Genomic DNA, 14,904 nt, shown 5'->3' with positions numbered 1-14,904 from the left:
CCTCAACGGTAGACACGGGCCGGGGCGCGGCGCAACGGGTTTTCCGCGCCTGTGGACGGCCGGGTCGGCGGCGGTGGGAGCCCCCGAACAGCGTCCGGCGCGTGCGGATAAACGATGGATTTTCACCCGGTCCGCTGCCTACCGTGTTCCCATGACCACACCAGAGCCCGGTCGGGCCGTACCGGGGAGCGCCGCCATGAGCTCCCGGGAGGCCTCCGCCGTGCCAGCCCTGAACCTGCGCGGCGTCGTGAAGCGCTTCGGTTCGCTCACAGCCGTCGACGGCCTCGACCTGGAGGTACCCCAGGGGACCGTTCTCGGCCTGCTCGGTCCCAACGGCGCGGGCAAGTCCACCACCATGAAGATGCTCACCGCCCAGTCCATCGCGGACGAGGGCACCATCAGCATCCTCGGCCACGAGATCCCCGCCGAGTCCAAGTGGGCGCGGGCCCGCATGGGCGTCGTCCCCCAGCACGACAACCTCGACGAGGAACTGACGGTCGAGCAGAACCTCCGGATGTTCTCCTTCCTGTACCGGGTCCCGCGTGCCCGCCGCAAGGAGGCCATCGCCCGGACCCTGCGGCTGGCCCAGCTCAGTGATCGGGGCGACACCCCCGTGGACGACCTCTCCGGCGGGATGCGCCGCCGCCTGCTCATCGTCCGCGCGCTCCTGCACCGGCCCGAGCTGGTCCTCATGGACGAGCCCACCGTCGGTCTGGACCCGCAGGTGCGGCAGGAGCTGTGGGGGGTGATCACGGCCCTGCGGGACGAGGGCGCCACCGTCCTGATGTCCACCCACTACATCGAGGAGGCCGAGCGCCTCTCGGACGAGGTCGCCCTCATGGCCAGGGGGAGGGTCGTCGAGCGCGGCGCGCCCGCCGACCTGGTCGCCAAGTACGCGGGGGCCAGCGTCGAGGAGTACACACCCGACGCGGACGGGATGGCCGCACTGGAACGCCTGATCAACGGCTACGGCTTCACCACCCGGCGCACCGGCACCACGCTGTCCGTTCTGCGCGCCGAGGAGCTTCCGGAGTCGGCGCGGGACCAGCTGGGCACCCCCGTCCGGCGGGACAGCAACCTGGAGGACGTGTTCGTGACCCTGACCGGGGAGTCCGTGGAATGAACCTGTCACAGCGTCACGAGGACGCCCGCCCGGAACGGCACGCCCGGCCGGGCCGGTTCGAGGCCGACGCGGTCCGCGGGGTGGTCGCCCGCGAGTGGATCCTCTACGGGCAGTCGTGGCGGGCCACCACCTTCGCGGCGGTGGTCGAACCCACCCTCTACCTGCTCTGCTTCGGGTTCGGCATGGGAGCCCTCATCGGCACCCTCGCCGGGTTCAGCTACATCGACTTCCTCGGCACGGGGATCGTCGCCGTGTCGGTCATGTTCCAGTCGATGATGCCCGCCGTCATCAACACCTTCATCAAGCGCCGCTTCCTGCACACCTACGAGGGCATCCTCGCCGCCCCCGTGGACGTGCGCGAACTCGTCACCGGCGAGGCCCTGTGGCTGGCGCTGCGGTCCGGCGTGTACGGCTGCGTACCGCTGCTGGTGGCGATCGGCTTCGGCCTCCAACCCGGTTTCGGGATGGTGCTGGTGCCGTTCGTCGCCTTCCTCGCCGGGTTCGCCTTCGCGCTCTTCGGCATCTGGATCTCGGCGGTGATCACCTCGGTGCGCTCCATGGACTACGTGTTCAGCGGCCTGTTCACCCCGCTGTTCCTCATGGCGGGCACGTTCTTCCCGCTCACCGAGCTGCCCGACTGGGTCCAGACCGCCGCCATGGTCAACCCCCTGTACCACGCGGTCGAACTCATCCGAGGGGCGGTCTTCGGCGGACTGGACGTCCTCGGGGCCCTCGGCCACGTCGGGGTCCTGCTGGCCTTCGTGGTGCTGATGTGGAACCTGGCCGCCTTCCAGATGCGCCGCCGGGTCGTCAACTAGGCGGTCCTCAACCAGGGGAGCGGCCGCGACGACGACGGCGCGGGAGGGTCGCCCCTCCCGCGCCGTCGTGTCGTTCACGGGTCACCCCGGGGTGATCAGCCCCCGCTGGGCGCCCAGCGCAGTTCGACCACGGCGCGCTGGCCCTCCTCGACCACGCTCACGCCGACGCCGACCGCGCCCCACTCGCCGGGGGCCTTCACCTCACCGCTGACCAGCAGCTCGCGCAGGTCGAAGTACCCGGCGACCACGGCGTCGTCCATCTCCTGCATGGTCTGCTGGAAGACGTCGTCCTCACCGAGCTGGCCGGACCCGGTACCGCCGTGGGTGACCACGACCGTGTCGCCGTCCTGGCTCACCTCGGGCATCACCATGGACGAGTAGGGGCCGCCGAAGGACTCCTCCAGGAAGCCCTCGATCGCCGCCTGGTCGCCGCCGACCGCGTGGTACGCGAAGGACGGCTCCGAGCCGAGGGAGACCTCCTCGAAGCCGGAGAGGCCGACGGCGGTGGAGCCGCCCAGCAGGGAGGTGAAGCCGTCCGGCAGCGGAGCGCCGACCGAGTTGAAGAACGACTCCATCTCGCTGCGGGAACCGTCGTCGAGGAACGGGAGGCCGTCGTTCTCCCAGGCGGTGGCCAGCGCCTGGTCCATGCCGCTCCCGGCGAAGGCCGCCGTGGTGCCGGAGGGCAGGCCGCCCATGGCCTCGACGCTCGCGCCGGGGGCGTCGGCCAGCCAGGTCAGGCCCTCGTTGTCCACCTCGAAGCCGAAGACGTCCATCCGGGCCTCGAGGTAGTCGCCGTCCACCCGCACGGAGGCGGTCATCCGGCCCTCGACGGTGGCGTCCACACCGGTGCCGAGCTCGGCGGCCAGTTCCTGGTCGACCCCGGTCAGGTTCCCGAACGCGCCCAGGTCCATCCAGGCCAGGGCGATGCTGCCGCTCGGCACGTCGGCGAGGTCGCCGCTGTAGGTGTCGTTGGACTCCAGGTCGCCGTGGGCCGACATCTGCTCGTTGTACTCGCTGATCGCCTCCTCGTCATCGGAGATGACGACGAAGTCGTCGACCAGCACGTAGTCCAGGTCGCCGTCCTCACGCAGCCCGTTGAGCGTGGCCTCGGCGGCACCGGCGTCCTTGACGGACAGCGCCATCGCGAGCGCCATGCCGTCGTCCACGATGGCCCCCTCGTTGGCGGCGGGCCAGGCGGCCATCCCGGCCTTCTGCCCGATCCACGCGTCCACCTCGGCCTTGTCGACGTCGAACTCCTCGGCGAAGGCCTCGGCGAAGACACCCGTGGTGTCCTCCTCCACCTCCCCGGTCTCCTCGGTGATCTCGTCCGGGAGCTTCTGGGAGAAGCGGATCAGGTCCATGACCTGGGAACCGTTGATGTCGAGATCGACCTTGCCGAAGGCGACGGAGTTACCGGGCAGGACCGACTCGGGCTGGGGACCGCCGAAGTCGACCAGCGAGACGGCCGCCCACAGGGTGCCGCCCATGACCACGACGGCCACACCGGCCGCCGCGGGGATCAGCCACTTGCGGCCGCCGCGCGAGGGCGGGACCTGGCCGCCCGAGTACTGGCCGCCGTAGGGCGGCTGGCCGGGGCCTCCGGGGCCCATCGGACCGCCGGGACCCATGGGGGCACCGGGACCGCCCGGACCCATGGGGGCGCCGGGGCCCTGCGGGGGCGGGCCGCCGGCGCCCGGGTACTGCTGCCCCGGGAACTGGCCGCCGGGACCGGGCTGCTGGGGCGGGGCGAACTGCGGCTGGCCGGGGCCCTGCTGCTGGGGGAACCCCTGGCCCGGCTGCTGCGGCGGCTGCCACTGGGGCTGCTGTGGGGGATCTGGGTAGGACATCGGACCTCCGACGAGGATGTACGTGGGACAGACGCGGGCGCGGGGCCAACGACGAGTCTGATGCCGGGAAACACCGAGTTGTTCACTCGCACCCGAAACACGAAACCGGCGGTGCCCGTCCAGGTGGACGGGCACCGCCGGTTCGCGGTGACTACTCCGGGGCGGAGGTGAGGTCCACGCCGCTGTAGGCGGACAGTTTGCTCAGACGGTGCTCGCTGCGGACCTGGCGCACGGTGCCGCTGCGGCCGCGCATGACCAGGGAGTCGGTGGTCACACCGGTCGACTCATACCGGACACCGCCCACCAGCTCGCCGTCGGTGATGCCGGTCGCGGCGAAGAACACGTCGTCCGAGGAGACGAGGTCGTCGGTGAGGAGCACGCGGTCCAGGTCGTGGCCCGCGTCGACGGCCTTCTGGCGCTCCTGGTCGTCCTTGGGCCACAGACGGCCCTGGATGACCCCGCCCAGGCACTTCATGGCGCACGCGGTGATGATGCCCTCGGGCGTGCCGCCGATGCCCAGCATCAGGTCCACGCCGGTGCCCCGGCGCGCGGCCATGATGGCGCCCGCGACGTCACCGTCACTGATGAACTTGATCCGGGCGCCCGCGTCGCGCACGTCCTGGACCAGCTGCTTGTGGCGCGGACGGTCCAGGATCACGACCGTCACGTCCTGCGGCGACTTGCCCTTGGCGCGGGCCACGGCGCGGATGTTCTCGGCGGGCGAGGCGGCGATGTCCACCACGTCGGCGGCCTCGGGGCCGGTGGCCAGCTTCTCCATGTAGAACACGGCGGACGGGTCGAACATGGTGTTGCGCGGGCTCATCGCGATCACCGCGATGGCGTTGGGCATGCCCATGGCGGTCAGGGTGGTGCCGTCGATCGGGTCGACCGCGACGTCCCAGTCGGTGCCGCCGCCGTCACCGACCCGCTCGCCGTTGTAGAGCATGGGCGCGTTGTCCTTCTCGCCCTCACCGATCACCACGGTGCCGTTCATCGACACGGTGCTGATCATGTGGCGCATGCCTCGCACGGCCGCACCGTCGGCGCCGAGCTTGTCGCCCTTGCCGACCCAACGGGCCGCGGCGAGCGCGGCGGTCTCGGTGACGCGGACCAGTTCCAGCGCGAGGTTACGGTCGGGCGCCGAGTGCTGCGCGGACGGGCTACTGGACTGCGACATGGACGTGACACCTTCCGTCGGGAACAGGGTGGGGTTCTCTCTTAGGGTAGTCACCCGACGTGACCTCCGTTTATCGCGGACCCCGGGGAGGACGGCGCGCGTGTCGGACGCCACCCGGGACGAGGAGCGCCCGAGCGGGGGCGGATCGTGTGCCAGGTCGGGTGATCCGGGGGCGGGTGGTCGGGTAACGCCGAGCCCGACGCGGCCCGTAACATCGTGGACCTGTACCGGATCGACCACGACGTGGCGGTCCCGGCTGCCGGGAGAGCAGTCGTCAGGCGCGTCTGTCGCGTCAAGCCCGCCGCCACGAGGCAGGGGGGAGTTCCCGTGGTCTCCCAGGGGAACGCTTCAGGTTTGCGGGGACCCGGACAGAAGTGAGGGCGTGACAGTGGACAAGACGGACAGGCCCGCGCGGGTCTCGCCGCGCGGCGCGGCCACCCGCAGTGCCCTGCTGCAGGCGGCGGCCCAGGTGTTCCGCACGGTGGGGTTCGCCAAGGCCGGGGTGAGCGAGGTCGTCTCGGTCGCCGGGGCCAGCGTCGGCAGCCTCTACCACCACTTCACCGGCAAGGCGGACCTGTACGTCGCCCTGTACGAGGAGTTCCAGCAGCGCCAGCAGGAGCGCACCCACCAGGCGGTCCGCGACGCCCGCTCCGAGGGTGAGAGTGATCCCACACGGCTGATGAACATCGCCGCGCACGCCTACCTCCTCGGCTGCATAGAGGAGCGCGACACCGCGCGGCTGTTCTTCAGCGGCGACGGCCCGCCCGGGTTCGACTACCAGCTGCGGTCCCGGCTCACCCAGTGGACCGACCGCAACGTGGCCCTCTTCCGCAAGGCCGACGAGCCCGTCGACGAGGCGCTGCTGATCGTGGTGAGCGGTTCCATGCTGTTGGCCGTGGCCGAGGTCGTGCGGCGCGACGACGCCGACGCCCACCGGCTCGCGGACGAGATCACCGGGCTGCTCACCGAACTCGAACCCCGCCACCGCCAGCGGGACTAGGCCGCCGCGCCGAGCGGGCCGGGTTCGACTGGGTGGAGGTCCCCGCGGCCCGGCACCCTCCCGTCGTACGCCCTGCTCTCGGAACGCGTCGGGCAGCGGCGGGCGCCGCGCCGCCACCGCGCCTGGCTGTCCGACCGGAGGGACGCGGCGCCGACGGCCCGGTGACCGAAGGTTCCCGTCCGGGACGAGTCGCCGCTCACGTGCGCTAACCGCACCCCAGGTCGAAGCGGCCCGGGCGCTGGGGCAAGCTGGTCATGTCATGAGTTCATACAGCCGGGCCAACGCCACCTTCAAGAACTACGCCATCTCCCTCGGGGTCGTCGTCGCGATCATCCTGGTGATGGCGTTCGTGGTCTCCACGCGATCGGGTGAACGCATCCCCGAAGTCCAGTTCCGCCCGGACATCGAGGTGCTCCGGAGCAGCGCCGAGTATCCGGTCACCGCACCCGACGAGAACCTTCCCGAGGGTTGGACGCCCACCAGCTCCACCCTGGACCTGAACGGCCCGGTCGAGTGGACCGTGGGCTTCGCCACTCCGAAGGACAGCCACGCCAGGCTGGTCCAGAGTGACGACGACCCCGACACCGTGGTGCGCGACACCGTCAAGGACGCCGAACCGGTGGGCACCGTCATGGTGGGCGACCGGGAGTGGGAGCACCTGGAGTCCGAGGACTGGGGCGCGCTCGTGCTGCGCGAGGAGGGCTGGACCCTCATCGTCGCGGGCAGCGCCGGTGTCGACGAGTTCGCGGAGCTGGCCGAGCACCTGGAGACCTTCCCGGTCCCGGAGCCCGAGGCCGCCGAGGAGGGCGACGAGGCCGAGCCCTCCGAGGGCGCGGACGCCGACTCCTAGCCCGCCGGGCTCCCCGGTACGTGACGAAGGGCCCCGCCGAACCGTGTGGTTCGGCGGGGCCCTCGACGTTCGGGAGGCGACTACTCGGCGCGCAGGTCCCGGCGGAGCTCCTTGGGCAGCGAGAACGTGAGGGTCTCGTCGGCCGTCGTCACGGGGCTGACCGAACCGAAGCCGTGTCCGGCCAGCTTGTCCAGCAGTTCGCGGACGAGGATGTCGGGCACCGAGGCGCCGCTGGTGACGCCCACGGTGGTGACGCCCTCCAGCCAGGCCTCGTCCATCAGGGTGGCGTTGTCGATCAGGTACGAGGCGTTCGCCCCGGCGTCCAGGGCGACCTCGACCAGGCGGACGGAGTTCGAGGAGTTGTCGGAGCCCACCACGATGACCAGCTCGCACTCCGGAGCCATCGCCTTGACGGCGTCCTGGCGGTTGGAGGTGGCGTAGCAGATGTCGTCGCTGGGCGGGTCGAGCAGGTTCGGGAAGCGCTCGCGGAGGGCGTCGACGGTCTGGTTGGTCTCGTCCACCGAGAGGGTGGTCTGGGACAGCCAGGACACGTTGTCCGGGTCGCGGACCTCGACCTTGTGGACCTCGTCGGGGCTCTCCACGATCTGGATGTGGTCCGGGGCCTCACCGCTGGTGCCCTCGACCTCCTCGTGGCCGATGTGGCCGATGAGGATGATGTCACGGTCCTCGGAGGCGAAGCGCTGGGCTTCCTTGTGCACCTTGGTGACGAGGGGACACGTGGCGTCGATGGTCTTGAGCTGGCGACGCTGGGCCTGCTCGTGGACCGCGGGCGAGACACCGTGAGCGGAGAAGACGACGATGGCGCCCTCGGGCACCTCCTCGGTCTCCTCGACGAAGATCGCGCCCCGCTCCTCCAGGGTGCGCACGACGTGCGTGTTGTGCACGATCTGTTTGCGCACGTAGATCGGGGCACCGTACTGTTCCAGTGCCTTCTCGACGGTGATGACCGCCCGGTCGACTCCGGCGCAGTACCCCCGCGGGTTGGCGAGAAGCACACGGCGTTGGTTCGTGGCAGTCGTCATCGCACTCATGGGACACATCCTAGGTGTGATCCGGCGCCGTGGGTCCGTGTGTGGGATAGGGCACGGAGTGGGTAGGTCCATGGCGGGTCCGCAGGCGGGTGGGGTCGGTGCGACCGAACGCACACGATCCGGCGGCGAAGTGGCGGAATCGTTCACTTCCCGCCCGCTCATGCTGCTACTCCCTCCTCTATCCTGGTTCACCATCGCATCTGTTATGAGGCGGTTCGCCCTCAACTCGGCCTTGCCTTGTTCGCTGGACGCGCGCCGCCGGCCCAACGCCGAGAGCATCAGGAGCCCCCGTCCTATGTCGAACCCGACCATCGTCACGAAGCTGACCACCCTCGTCAGGGGCATCTTCGGGCGCAAGGACCCGGTCATCACGACCGTGCAGGACAAGAAGGACGAGATCCCCGCGCAGGAGAGCGCGGAGAAGGTGGAGACCCCCGCCACCGCGGACGCGGCGTCCGAGGAGAAGGCCGTGAAGGCCGAGCCCGCGACCGAGAAGCCTGAGGTCGAGAAGCCGGAGGAGAAGGCCGAGGAGAAGGCCGAGAAGCCCGAGGCCCCCGCCGAGAGCACCCCCGAGACCGCCCCGCTGGTCGAGGAGCCCAGGGACGAGCCCACCGTCCCGGCCACCGCCGACCTCCCCGAGGACGGCCCCGCCCTGGCCGAGGAGCTCGAGGCCGCCGAGGCCCACACCACGGTCGCCAGCGACGACGTCCTGGAGCGCGTCCGCAAGGAGGCCGCCCCCGCCGCCGAGGACCTGGCCGTCCCCACCTACGACGAGCTCACCCTGCCGTCCATCCGGGCGCGCCTGCGCAAGCTCACCATCGAGCAGGTCCGCGACCTGCGCGCCTACGAGGTCGCGCACCAGGGCCGCCCCGAGTTCATCAAGATGTACGACAACCGGATCGCCAAGCTGGAGTCCGAGGCCTGAGCCCGGACGTGTCCGCGGGCCCGCCCCGGACCGCCCCCGCCGTCGTGCCCGCCCCGGAGGCCGGTGCCCGGACCCCGGTCCGGCACCCCTCCGTCTCCGGGGCCGCGCGGCCGCTCCTTCACAGAACTGTCCTCACCCTGGCCTAGGCTCTGGAGCCATGGGCATGGAGAGTTCGGCGGAGTCACCGCAGCCGGTCAGGACCGTACTCCAGGCGGTCGGCGGCTGGATCGACCGGCTGGGCGCCATCTGGGTCGAGGGGCAGATAGCCGAGCTCAACTCGCGCGGACGCATGTCCTACATGACCCTGCGCGACCCGGTCGCCAACGCCTCCATCCGCGTGCTCTGCGAGACCTCCGTCCTGCGCCGCCAGGAACCGGCCCCCGGCCCCGGCGACCGCGTGGTCATCCACGCCAAACCGGACTTCTACCAGCTCAAGGGCACCTTCTCGCTTCGCGCCCGGGAGATCCGGCACGTCGGGATCGGTGAGCTCCTCGCCCGGCTGGAGCAGCTGCGCCGGACCCTGACCGCCGAGGGCGTCTTCGACCCCGCCCGCAAGCGCCCGCTGCCCTTCCTGCCCAACACCGTCGGCCTGATCTGCGGCCGCGACTCCGCCGCCGAGCGCGACGTGCTGGAGAACGGACGCCGCCGCTGGCCCGCCGTGCGCTTCGAGGTGCGCCAGGTGGCGGTCCAGGGCGACCGGGCCACCCGCGAGGTGATCGAGGCCCTGCACGACCTGGACACCCGCCCCGAGGTCGACGTCATCGTCATCGCCCGGGGCGGCGGCTCCATGGAGGACCTGCTGCCCTTCTCCGACGAGGCCATGGTCAGGGCGGTGGCCGCGGCGGGCACCCCCGTGGTCAGCGCGATCGGCCACGAACAGGACGCGCCGCTGCTGGACCACGTGGCCGACGTGCGCGCCTCCACCCCCACCGACGCCGCCAAGCGGACCGTCCCGGACGTCGGGGAGCAGCTGGAGATCATCCGTCAGCTCCGCGACCGGGCCCGCCGCGTCATCCGGGGCGGGGTCGACCGGGAGCTGGCCTGGCTGGAGAGCGTACGCTCCCGCCCGGTCCTGGCCGATCCGGTCCGGGAGACCGAGCGCCTCACCGAGCAGGTCCTGGAGCTGCGCGACCGCGCCCGCCGGAGCCTCACCGCCGCCCTGGACCGCGCGGCCGACGCCATGGTCCACACCGAGGCCCGTCTGCACGCGCTCTCTCCGGCCACCACGCTGGCGCGCGGCTACGCGATCGTGCAGCGCGAGGACGGATCCGTGGTCCGCTCCGCCGCCGAGCCCGCCGTGGGGGAGACCCTGCGCGTACGGTTCGCCGAGGACGGCCTGAGGGCCACCGTCGACGCCCTGGACGGCGAGGGTGAGTCCGAGCCCCGCCCGGCGGGGAAGAAGGCGGCCACGGGCGGCTCACGCGGCAGGAAGAAGAAGGCGGCGCCCGCCGCCGAGGACACCACGGACAACCCAGCCACCACAGAGGGGGAGTAGGCATGGCCGACCAGAGCGAGGCCCCGGAACTGAGCTACGAGGAGAGCCGGGAGGAGCTGAACAACGTCGTCCGGAGACTGGAGTCGGGCGGCCTCACCCTCCAGGAGTCCCTGGAGCTGTGGGAGCGCGGCGAGAAGCTGGCCCGGGTCTGCGAGCACTGGCTGGAGGGGGCCCGCGCCAAGCTCGCGGCCGCCATGGACGAGCGCCGGGCCGACGAGTCCGGGAACGACGACGCCCCGTTCTGAGGGGGCTGGGTCTTCTTTGCGCCTCCGCTTCGCTTCGGTGCGTGTTCGGCGCCTTTGCAGAGGGATTCTTCATCCTCGTCTACGCCTGGCTCGTTCCTCGCTGGCGGCTTGACTTGTCTTGCAGAACCCTCTCCGGCGCTTTCACGTTCTTTGCGCCTCCGCTTGGCTTCGGTGCGTGTGCGGAGGAACCTTCGGCGCCTTCGGTGTGATGGCTCGTTCCTCGCTGGCGGCTCGCCCCGTCCTGCGCAGCGCCTGCTGGAACCCAGACTCTCCGCTGCGTTGAGACGCGGTCAGCTGGCCGCGTGGGTGTGCCCCGTGACTTCAGCGTCTCGGGGGAGCGCTCGGGTTCTACTTACGGCCGTTGAGCTCGTCACCGAGGTTGCGCAGGTTGCCGGGCAGGCCACGGAAGACCGCGACGACCAGGACCAGCGCCGTGCCCAGGAACAGCCACGGGGCGACCTCGGCCAGGCGCGAGGCCAGGCCGAGGATGAGGACCCGGGCGAACCCCTCGTTGCCCAGGGCCAGGATGCTCTCGGCGGCGACCACCGCGACGAAGTAGGCGATGGGCGGGCTCACCGACAGCGACAGCAGGTCGGCGGGGCGGACCAGGGCCGCCGTCGTCAGGCAGGCCAGGGTGAAGGCCAGCCCGGGAGCGGCCGGGGTCGACGTCAGGTGGGCGATCATGGTCCCGGCGAAACTGAACACGACGATGATCAGCACACCGCCCCGGCCGGTCAGCCGTGGAGGTTGCCAGGCGGGGGCCGCCGCCTTCGGGTGACTGCGCGCTGTCCTGTCCGGGTTCGGGTGGCTGCGCGCGGACCTGTCCGCACCCGCCGCCCCCCGACCGCGACCGTTGGACCGCACGAAGTACGGGGCCTGTCCGGGATCCGGACCGTCCGACTTGCGCGGGGGCATGGTCGTCCGCCTCCCCAGTTTGTTACTCACAGTGTTTAGTGTGTCACTTCTCGTGAAACTTCGGGGGTCATTCCTGGGATCGTGTCGTCATTTCGGCCACTTGCCCCTTCCGGGGCGATCGCGGCTTCCACCCCTTGGACGCCGAGATCTCCCCTCCTGGTTCCGGCTGGTTCCGGGGTCGGGGCCGGTCGGTCACTCGCCGTGAACGGCTCCCCCCGGTTCCATTTGGGTCGAACCGTTGCGGACGTTACTCCCATGCCGAATACTGCCGACATCGGCGGCACCGGCGAGCTTCAGGTCCGACATGTCCGTATCGTGCGCGGACGTCTCCGCCATCCCCGCCGACGTCTCCGCGAGCTCCGGTGCCGCCACCGTACGCGGCCGCTCCTCCACCCCGGAGAGCCGGTCCAGGTCACCGTCGACCAGCCCCAGCTCACCGAAGCGCCGCGCGGTCACCAGCACCCTGCTCTCCAGCGACCCCACGGTCTGGTTGTAGGCGCCCACCGTACGGTTCAGCGCCCGGCCCAGCCCCTCCACGTGGCCGCCCAGCTTCGCCAGCCGCGCGTACAGCTGCTTGCCCAGGTCGAACACCTCGCGGGCGTTCTCGCTCAGCGCCTCCTGCTGCCACGCGTACTGCGCGGTCCGCAGGAGCGAGATCAGCGTCGTCGGCGTCGCGATGTGCACCCGCCGCCCCATCGCGTGCTCCAGCAGCCCGGGGTCGTACTCCAGCGCCGGGGCCAGGAACGCCTCACCCGGGATGAACAGCACCACGAACTCCGGCGCCGGGGTGAACGCCGACCAGTACGACTTCGCCGCCAACTGGTCCACATGGGTGCGCACGTGCTTGGCGTGCGCCCGCAGCCGCTGCTCCGACGCGGCGCCCTCACCGGCCTCCACCGCGTCCAGGTAGGCGGCCAGCGGCACCTTCGAGTCCACCACGATGTTCTTGCCGCCCGCCAGCCGCACCACCATGTCCGGCCGCTGTGCCCCGGACACCGCCTGTTCCTCGAAGTCGCAGTACGCGGACATCCCGGCCAACTCCGCCACCCGGCGCAGCTGGAGCTCGCCCCACCGGCCGCGCGCCTCCGGCCTGCGCAGCGCCGTCACCAGCGACTGCGTCTGGTCCCGGAGCCGCTCCGACCCCACACGCACGTACTCCACCTGCTTGGCGAGCTCCGCGTGCGCGGCGGCGCGACCGGCGTCCACCTCCCGCAGCTGGGTCTCCACCCGGTTCAGGGTCGCCGTCAGGGGCTCCACCATCCGCTCCACGGCGCGGCGCCGCTCGTCCAGGTCGCCCCCGGCCTCCGCGCTGACCGCCCGCAGCCGCCCCTCAGCGAGTTCGAGGAAGCGCTGGTTGGTCTGGTCCAGGGCCTGCGCGGACAGCGCGCGGAACCGGTCCGCGAGCTGCTCCTCCACGTAGGCGGCGCGCTCCTCCGCCGCCCTCGCGTCCGCGCGGGCCTCGGCGTCCCGGCCGCGGGCGAGCAGCCAGCCCACGGCGGCGCCGACGGCCAGACCGATGACGAGTACGAGTACGAGAGCGAGGGCGTCCATGGCGCCATGCTCTCAATCCCCGAGGGTCGCGCGCCCGGCAACGCGCAGGACTCCGCGCGTCGCTCCGCACGGCGGCCCTGACCGGAACCGGCCACGGGCGGGGGTTGCCGCGGCGGAGGCCAACGCCGACGCTTGGAACCCCCGTGACGTCGGGGGCGCGACACCGGTGGAAACCGCGCCCACCACGCGGCGCCCGAGAAAGGTCACCCACATGCGCCTCGCCACCCACACCAGCGGAGCGGGGGACCGCCGCGCCCTCCTCGTCCACGGCGGCGCGTCCCTCCACCGGACCTGGCACGCGGTCGAGGCCGAACTCCTCCGGCGCGGGTACCGGGTGACCGGCGTCGACCTACGGGGACACGGCGCGAGCCCGCGCGGCGCGTACTCGGTCGAGGCGCTGCGCCAGGACCTGGTGGACACCCTCCCTCCCGGCGCCGAGCTGGTCATGGGCCATTCCATCGGCTGCCTCGCGCTGTCCCTGGCCCTGGACCACCTGCGCCCGGAACGGGCCGTCCACGTGGACCCGGCCTTCCGGATCCCGCCCCAGACCGAGGGGGCCAGCGACCGGCTGCGCGCGGCCGTGGCCACCGCCGACGCAGCCCGGGTGCGCGAACTGCACCCCGGTTGGAACGACGAGGACGTACGGATCGAGCTCGCCGGGTTCGCCGCCACCGACCCCGACTTCCACACATGGGTGATCGACCACGTGGCGGGCGTGGACAACTTCCCCAAGACCGCCGAGGTGCCCTCCCTGGCGGTCATCGCGGGAGTGGGCTCCCCGATCGGCCCCGAGGGCGCCCGCACCCTGGCCGAGCGCGGCTTCACCGTCCGCACCGTGGAGGACGCCGGGCACCACGTCCACCGCGACGACCTGCCGGGGCTGCTCGCGGCCCTCGACGGCTGGATCTGACCGGTCGGCGTCAGGGATCCGACGGGCGGCGGCACTCCCCGAGGGCCGCGCGCCACACCGTGACCGAGTCCCAGAAGCCGCTGGGGGGCTCCTCCGGGGCGAACATCCACATCCGCTCCCACGCGGGGGAGGCCCGGCCGGAGATCTCCTCGCGCGCCTCGTAGGGAGGGTCGCCGCTGATCGGGAACCACCGGTACTCCAACGGGTCCATGAGGGCCATCAGCCGCTCCTCCACACCCCGGTCCGGTCGCACCTTGGCCATCACCCAGGGGCGGTACCGGCGCAGCACCTCCAGCCCCCCGGCGACCACGTCCGGCTCGGTTCCGGAGGTGTCGATCTTCACCACCGTCGGGAAGGTCGCGGCCGTCTCGTTCCAGCGGGACAGGGTGGCCGTGCGCACGGTGATGTGGGAGAGCCCCAGCCGCGCCGAGCGCACCAGCCGGTTGCACATGTCGTTGTGCAGGGCGCGGCGCAGGTGCCCGCTGCCGTTGTGGTTGCTCAGGGCCAGGTCCACGACGCTGAACCCGAGGTCGCCCGAGGCGGAGACGGCGCGCGCGGCGGCGGCCAGCTCCGGGGTGGGCTCGAACGCGAAGACCGGCCGTCGGGTGCGCGCGGCAGCGAGCATCGAGTAGACGCCCACCCCCGCTCCGACGTCGAGGACCGAACCGGGAGGGGTGTGGTCGAGGATCGCCATGAAGCTGGCCAGGCTGTCGGGTTCGTGCCTGGACAGGCCGGAGGCGGCGAGGCGGCGCGGAACCGTCAGGTCACCGGACAGCTGGAGGGTGATGGTGTCCGGTCCGACCCGGCGCCGGTCGTCCTCGGGGCGGGGCAGGACCAGGGTGAACCTGCGGTTGCGCGGCGGGACCCGGGCGGGGTCCAGTCCGCCGAGCCTCCTGGGCAGGTGGACGCGGAGCTGTCGGGTGGCGAAGCGCACGAGCGGATACCGGTGTACGAGTGCGCGCAGCTGGTCCTGGACCACAGTGTCTTCCCCCCAAG

At 71.8% G+C, this 14,904-nt stretch carries 14 protein-coding genes; 8 read left to right on the top strand and 6 right to left on the bottom strand.

The window, feature by feature from the left end; genetic code table 11:
• The first annotated feature begins 196 nt into the window (after positions 1-196).
• Positions 197-1,123, top strand: a complete 927-nt coding sequence (locus tag AC0VYL_RS23635) for an ABC transporter ATP-binding protein (RefSeq protein ID WP_475463214.1) — start codon at positions 197-199, stop codon at positions 1,121-1,123.
• Positions 1,120-1,941: an ABC transporter permease gene (locus AC0VYL_RS23630; RefSeq protein WP_475456074.1), complete on the top strand. Its 822-nt coding sequence runs from the start codon at positions 1,120-1,122 to the stop codon at positions 1,939-1,941. Before AC0VYL_RS23635 ends, AC0VYL_RS23630 begins: the two co-directional genes overlap by 4 nt.
• Before the next feature lie 95 nt (positions 1,942-2,036).
• Here the strand turns inward: AC0VYL_RS23630 and AC0VYL_RS23625 are convergent, their stop codons facing one another.
• Positions 2,037-3,788 carry a hypothetical protein gene (locus AC0VYL_RS23625; protein WP_475481543.1) on the bottom strand — a complete coding sequence of 584 codons (1,752 nt, stop codon included), beginning with the start codon at positions 3,786-3,788 and terminating at the stop codon, positions 2,037-2,039.
• A gap of 151 nt (positions 3,789-3,939) precedes the next feature.
• Positions 3,940-4,965, bottom strand: a complete 1,026-nt coding sequence (glpX, locus tag AC0VYL_RS23620) for a class II fructose-bisphosphatase (protein WP_475456070.1) — start codon at positions 4,963-4,965, stop codon at positions 3,940-3,942.
• Between the two features lie 388 nt (positions 4,966-5,353).
• On the opposite strand from glpX, the gene AC0VYL_RS23615 reads away from it, so the two are divergent.
• Complete coding sequence (locus AC0VYL_RS23615; protein WP_475463212.1) at positions 5,354-5,965, top strand: TetR/AcrR family transcriptional regulator; 612 nt, start codon at positions 5,354-5,356, stop codon at positions 5,963-5,965.
• 259 nt (positions 5,966-6,224) lie between these two features.
• Positions 6,225-6,815 carry a DUF4245 domain-containing protein gene (locus AC0VYL_RS23610; RefSeq protein WP_475456068.1) on the top strand — a complete coding sequence of 197 codons (591 nt, stop codon included), beginning with the start codon at positions 6,225-6,227 and terminating at the stop codon, positions 6,813-6,815.
• 80 nt (positions 6,816-6,895) lie between these two features.
• Here AC0VYL_RS23610 and AC0VYL_RS23605 read toward each other — a convergent pair whose 3' ends face one another.
• The gene (locus AC0VYL_RS23605) at positions 6,896-7,867 is read right to left on the bottom strand and encodes a 4-hydroxy-3-methylbut-2-enyl diphosphate reductase (RefSeq protein ID WP_475456066.1); all 972 of its coding nucleotides are present in this window, start codon (positions 7,865-7,867) and stop codon (positions 6,896-6,898) included.
• A 295-nt stretch (positions 7,868-8,162) separates the two neighbouring features.
• Here AC0VYL_RS23605 and AC0VYL_RS23600 point away from each other — a divergent pair, with 295 nt between their 5' ends.
• From AC0VYL_RS23600 to AC0VYL_RS23590, 3 genes are all read left to right on the top strand, one after another.
• Positions 8,163-8,792 carry a DUF8129 domain-containing protein gene (locus tag AC0VYL_RS23600; protein ID WP_475481542.1) on the top strand — a complete coding sequence of 210 codons (630 nt, stop codon included), beginning with the start codon at positions 8,163-8,165 and terminating at the stop codon, positions 8,790-8,792.
• Between the two features lie 157 nt (positions 8,793-8,949).
• Positions 8,950-10,287: an exodeoxyribonuclease VII large subunit gene (gene xseA, locus AC0VYL_RS23595; protein WP_475481541.1), complete on the top strand. Its 1,338-nt coding sequence runs from the start codon at positions 8,950-8,952 to the stop codon at positions 10,285-10,287.
• A 2-nt stretch (positions 10,288-10,289) separates the two neighbouring features.
• Complete coding sequence (locus AC0VYL_RS23590) at positions 10,290-10,532, top strand: exodeoxyribonuclease VII small subunit (RefSeq protein ID WP_475456060.1); 243 nt, start codon at positions 10,290-10,292, stop codon at positions 10,530-10,532.
• A 348-nt stretch (positions 10,533-10,880) separates the two neighbouring features.
• On the opposite strand, the gene AC0VYL_RS23585 is transcribed toward AC0VYL_RS23590, so the two are convergent.
• Positions 10,881-11,447 (bottom strand): DUF6542 domain-containing protein, encoded by a 567-nt coding sequence (locus AC0VYL_RS23585; RefSeq protein ID WP_475463210.1) that lies wholly within the window; start codon positions 11,445-11,447, stop codon positions 10,881-10,883.
• A gap of 192 nt (positions 11,448-11,639) precedes the next feature.
• On the bottom strand, positions 11,640-12,998 hold the full coding sequence (locus tag AC0VYL_RS23580) for a DNA recombination protein RmuC (protein ID WP_475481540.1): 1,359 nt from the start codon (positions 12,996-12,998) through the stop codon (positions 11,640-11,642).
• Positions 12,999-13,209: 211 nt separating this feature from the next.
• Between AC0VYL_RS23580 and AC0VYL_RS23575 the strand changes: the two genes are divergently transcribed.
• On the top strand, positions 13,210-13,908 hold the full coding sequence (locus AC0VYL_RS23575; protein ID WP_475481539.1) for an alpha/beta fold hydrolase: 699 nt from the start codon (positions 13,210-13,212) through the stop codon (positions 13,906-13,908).
• Positions 13,909-13,918: 10 nt separating this feature from the next.
• Here the strand turns inward: AC0VYL_RS23575 and AC0VYL_RS23570 are convergent, their stop codons facing one another.
• On the bottom strand, positions 13,919-14,887 hold the full coding sequence (locus tag AC0VYL_RS23570) for an FkbM family methyltransferase (RefSeq protein WP_475456054.1): 969 nt from the start codon (positions 14,885-14,887) through the stop codon (positions 13,919-13,921).
• Positions 14,888-14,904: the final 17 nt, after the last annotated feature.

This window comes from Nocardiopsis sp. iso_238, assembly GCF_056173325.1.
Note: the sequence above shows the minus strand (reverse complement) of the source record. Positions and strands in the feature narration are given on the sequence as shown.

Bases quoted from the DNA above. Each gene is read 5' to 3' on its own strand.
- AC0VYL_RS23635 (WP_475463214.1), top strand. From the start codon at position 197: ATGAGCTCCCGGGAGGCCTCCGCCGTGCCAGCCCTGAACCTGCGCGGC.
- AC0VYL_RS23630 (WP_475456074.1), top strand. From the start codon at position 1,120: ATGAACCTGTCACAGCGTCACGAGGACGCCCGCCCGGAACGGCACGCC.
- AC0VYL_RS23625 (WP_475481543.1), bottom strand. From the start codon at position 3,788: ATGTCCTACCCAGATCCCCCACAGCAGCCCCAGTGGCAGCCGCCGCAG.
- glpX (WP_475456070.1), bottom strand. From the start codon at position 4,965: ATGTCGCAGTCCAGTAGCCCGTCCGCGCAGCACTCGGCGCCCGACCGT.
- AC0VYL_RS23610 (WP_475456068.1), top strand. From the start codon at position 6,225: ATGAGTTCATACAGCCGGGCCAACGCCACCTTCAAGAACTACGCCATC.
- AC0VYL_RS23605 (WP_475456066.1), bottom strand. From the start codon at position 7,867: ATGAGTGCGATGACGACTGCCACGAACCAACGCCGTGTGCTTCTCGCC.
- AC0VYL_RS23600 (WP_475481542.1), top strand. From the start codon at position 8,163: ATGTCGAACCCGACCATCGTCACGAAGCTGACCACCCTCGTCAGGGGC.
- xseA (WP_475481541.1), top strand. From the start codon at position 8,950: ATGGGCATGGAGAGTTCGGCGGAGTCACCGCAGCCGGTCAGGACCGTA.
- AC0VYL_RS23590 (WP_475456060.1), top strand. From the start codon at position 10,290: ATGGCCGACCAGAGCGAGGCCCCGGAACTGAGCTACGAGGAGAGCCGG.
- AC0VYL_RS23585 (WP_475463210.1), bottom strand. From the start codon at position 11,447: ATGCCCCCGCGCAAGTCGGACGGTCCGGATCCCGGACAGGCCCCGTAC.
- AC0VYL_RS23580 (WP_475481540.1), bottom strand. From the start codon at position 12,998: ATGGACGCCCTCGCTCTCGTACTCGTACTCGTCATCGGTCTGGCCGTC.
- AC0VYL_RS23575 (WP_475481539.1), top strand. From the start codon at position 13,210: ATGCGCCTCGCCACCCACACCAGCGGAGCGGGGGACCGCCGCGCCCTC.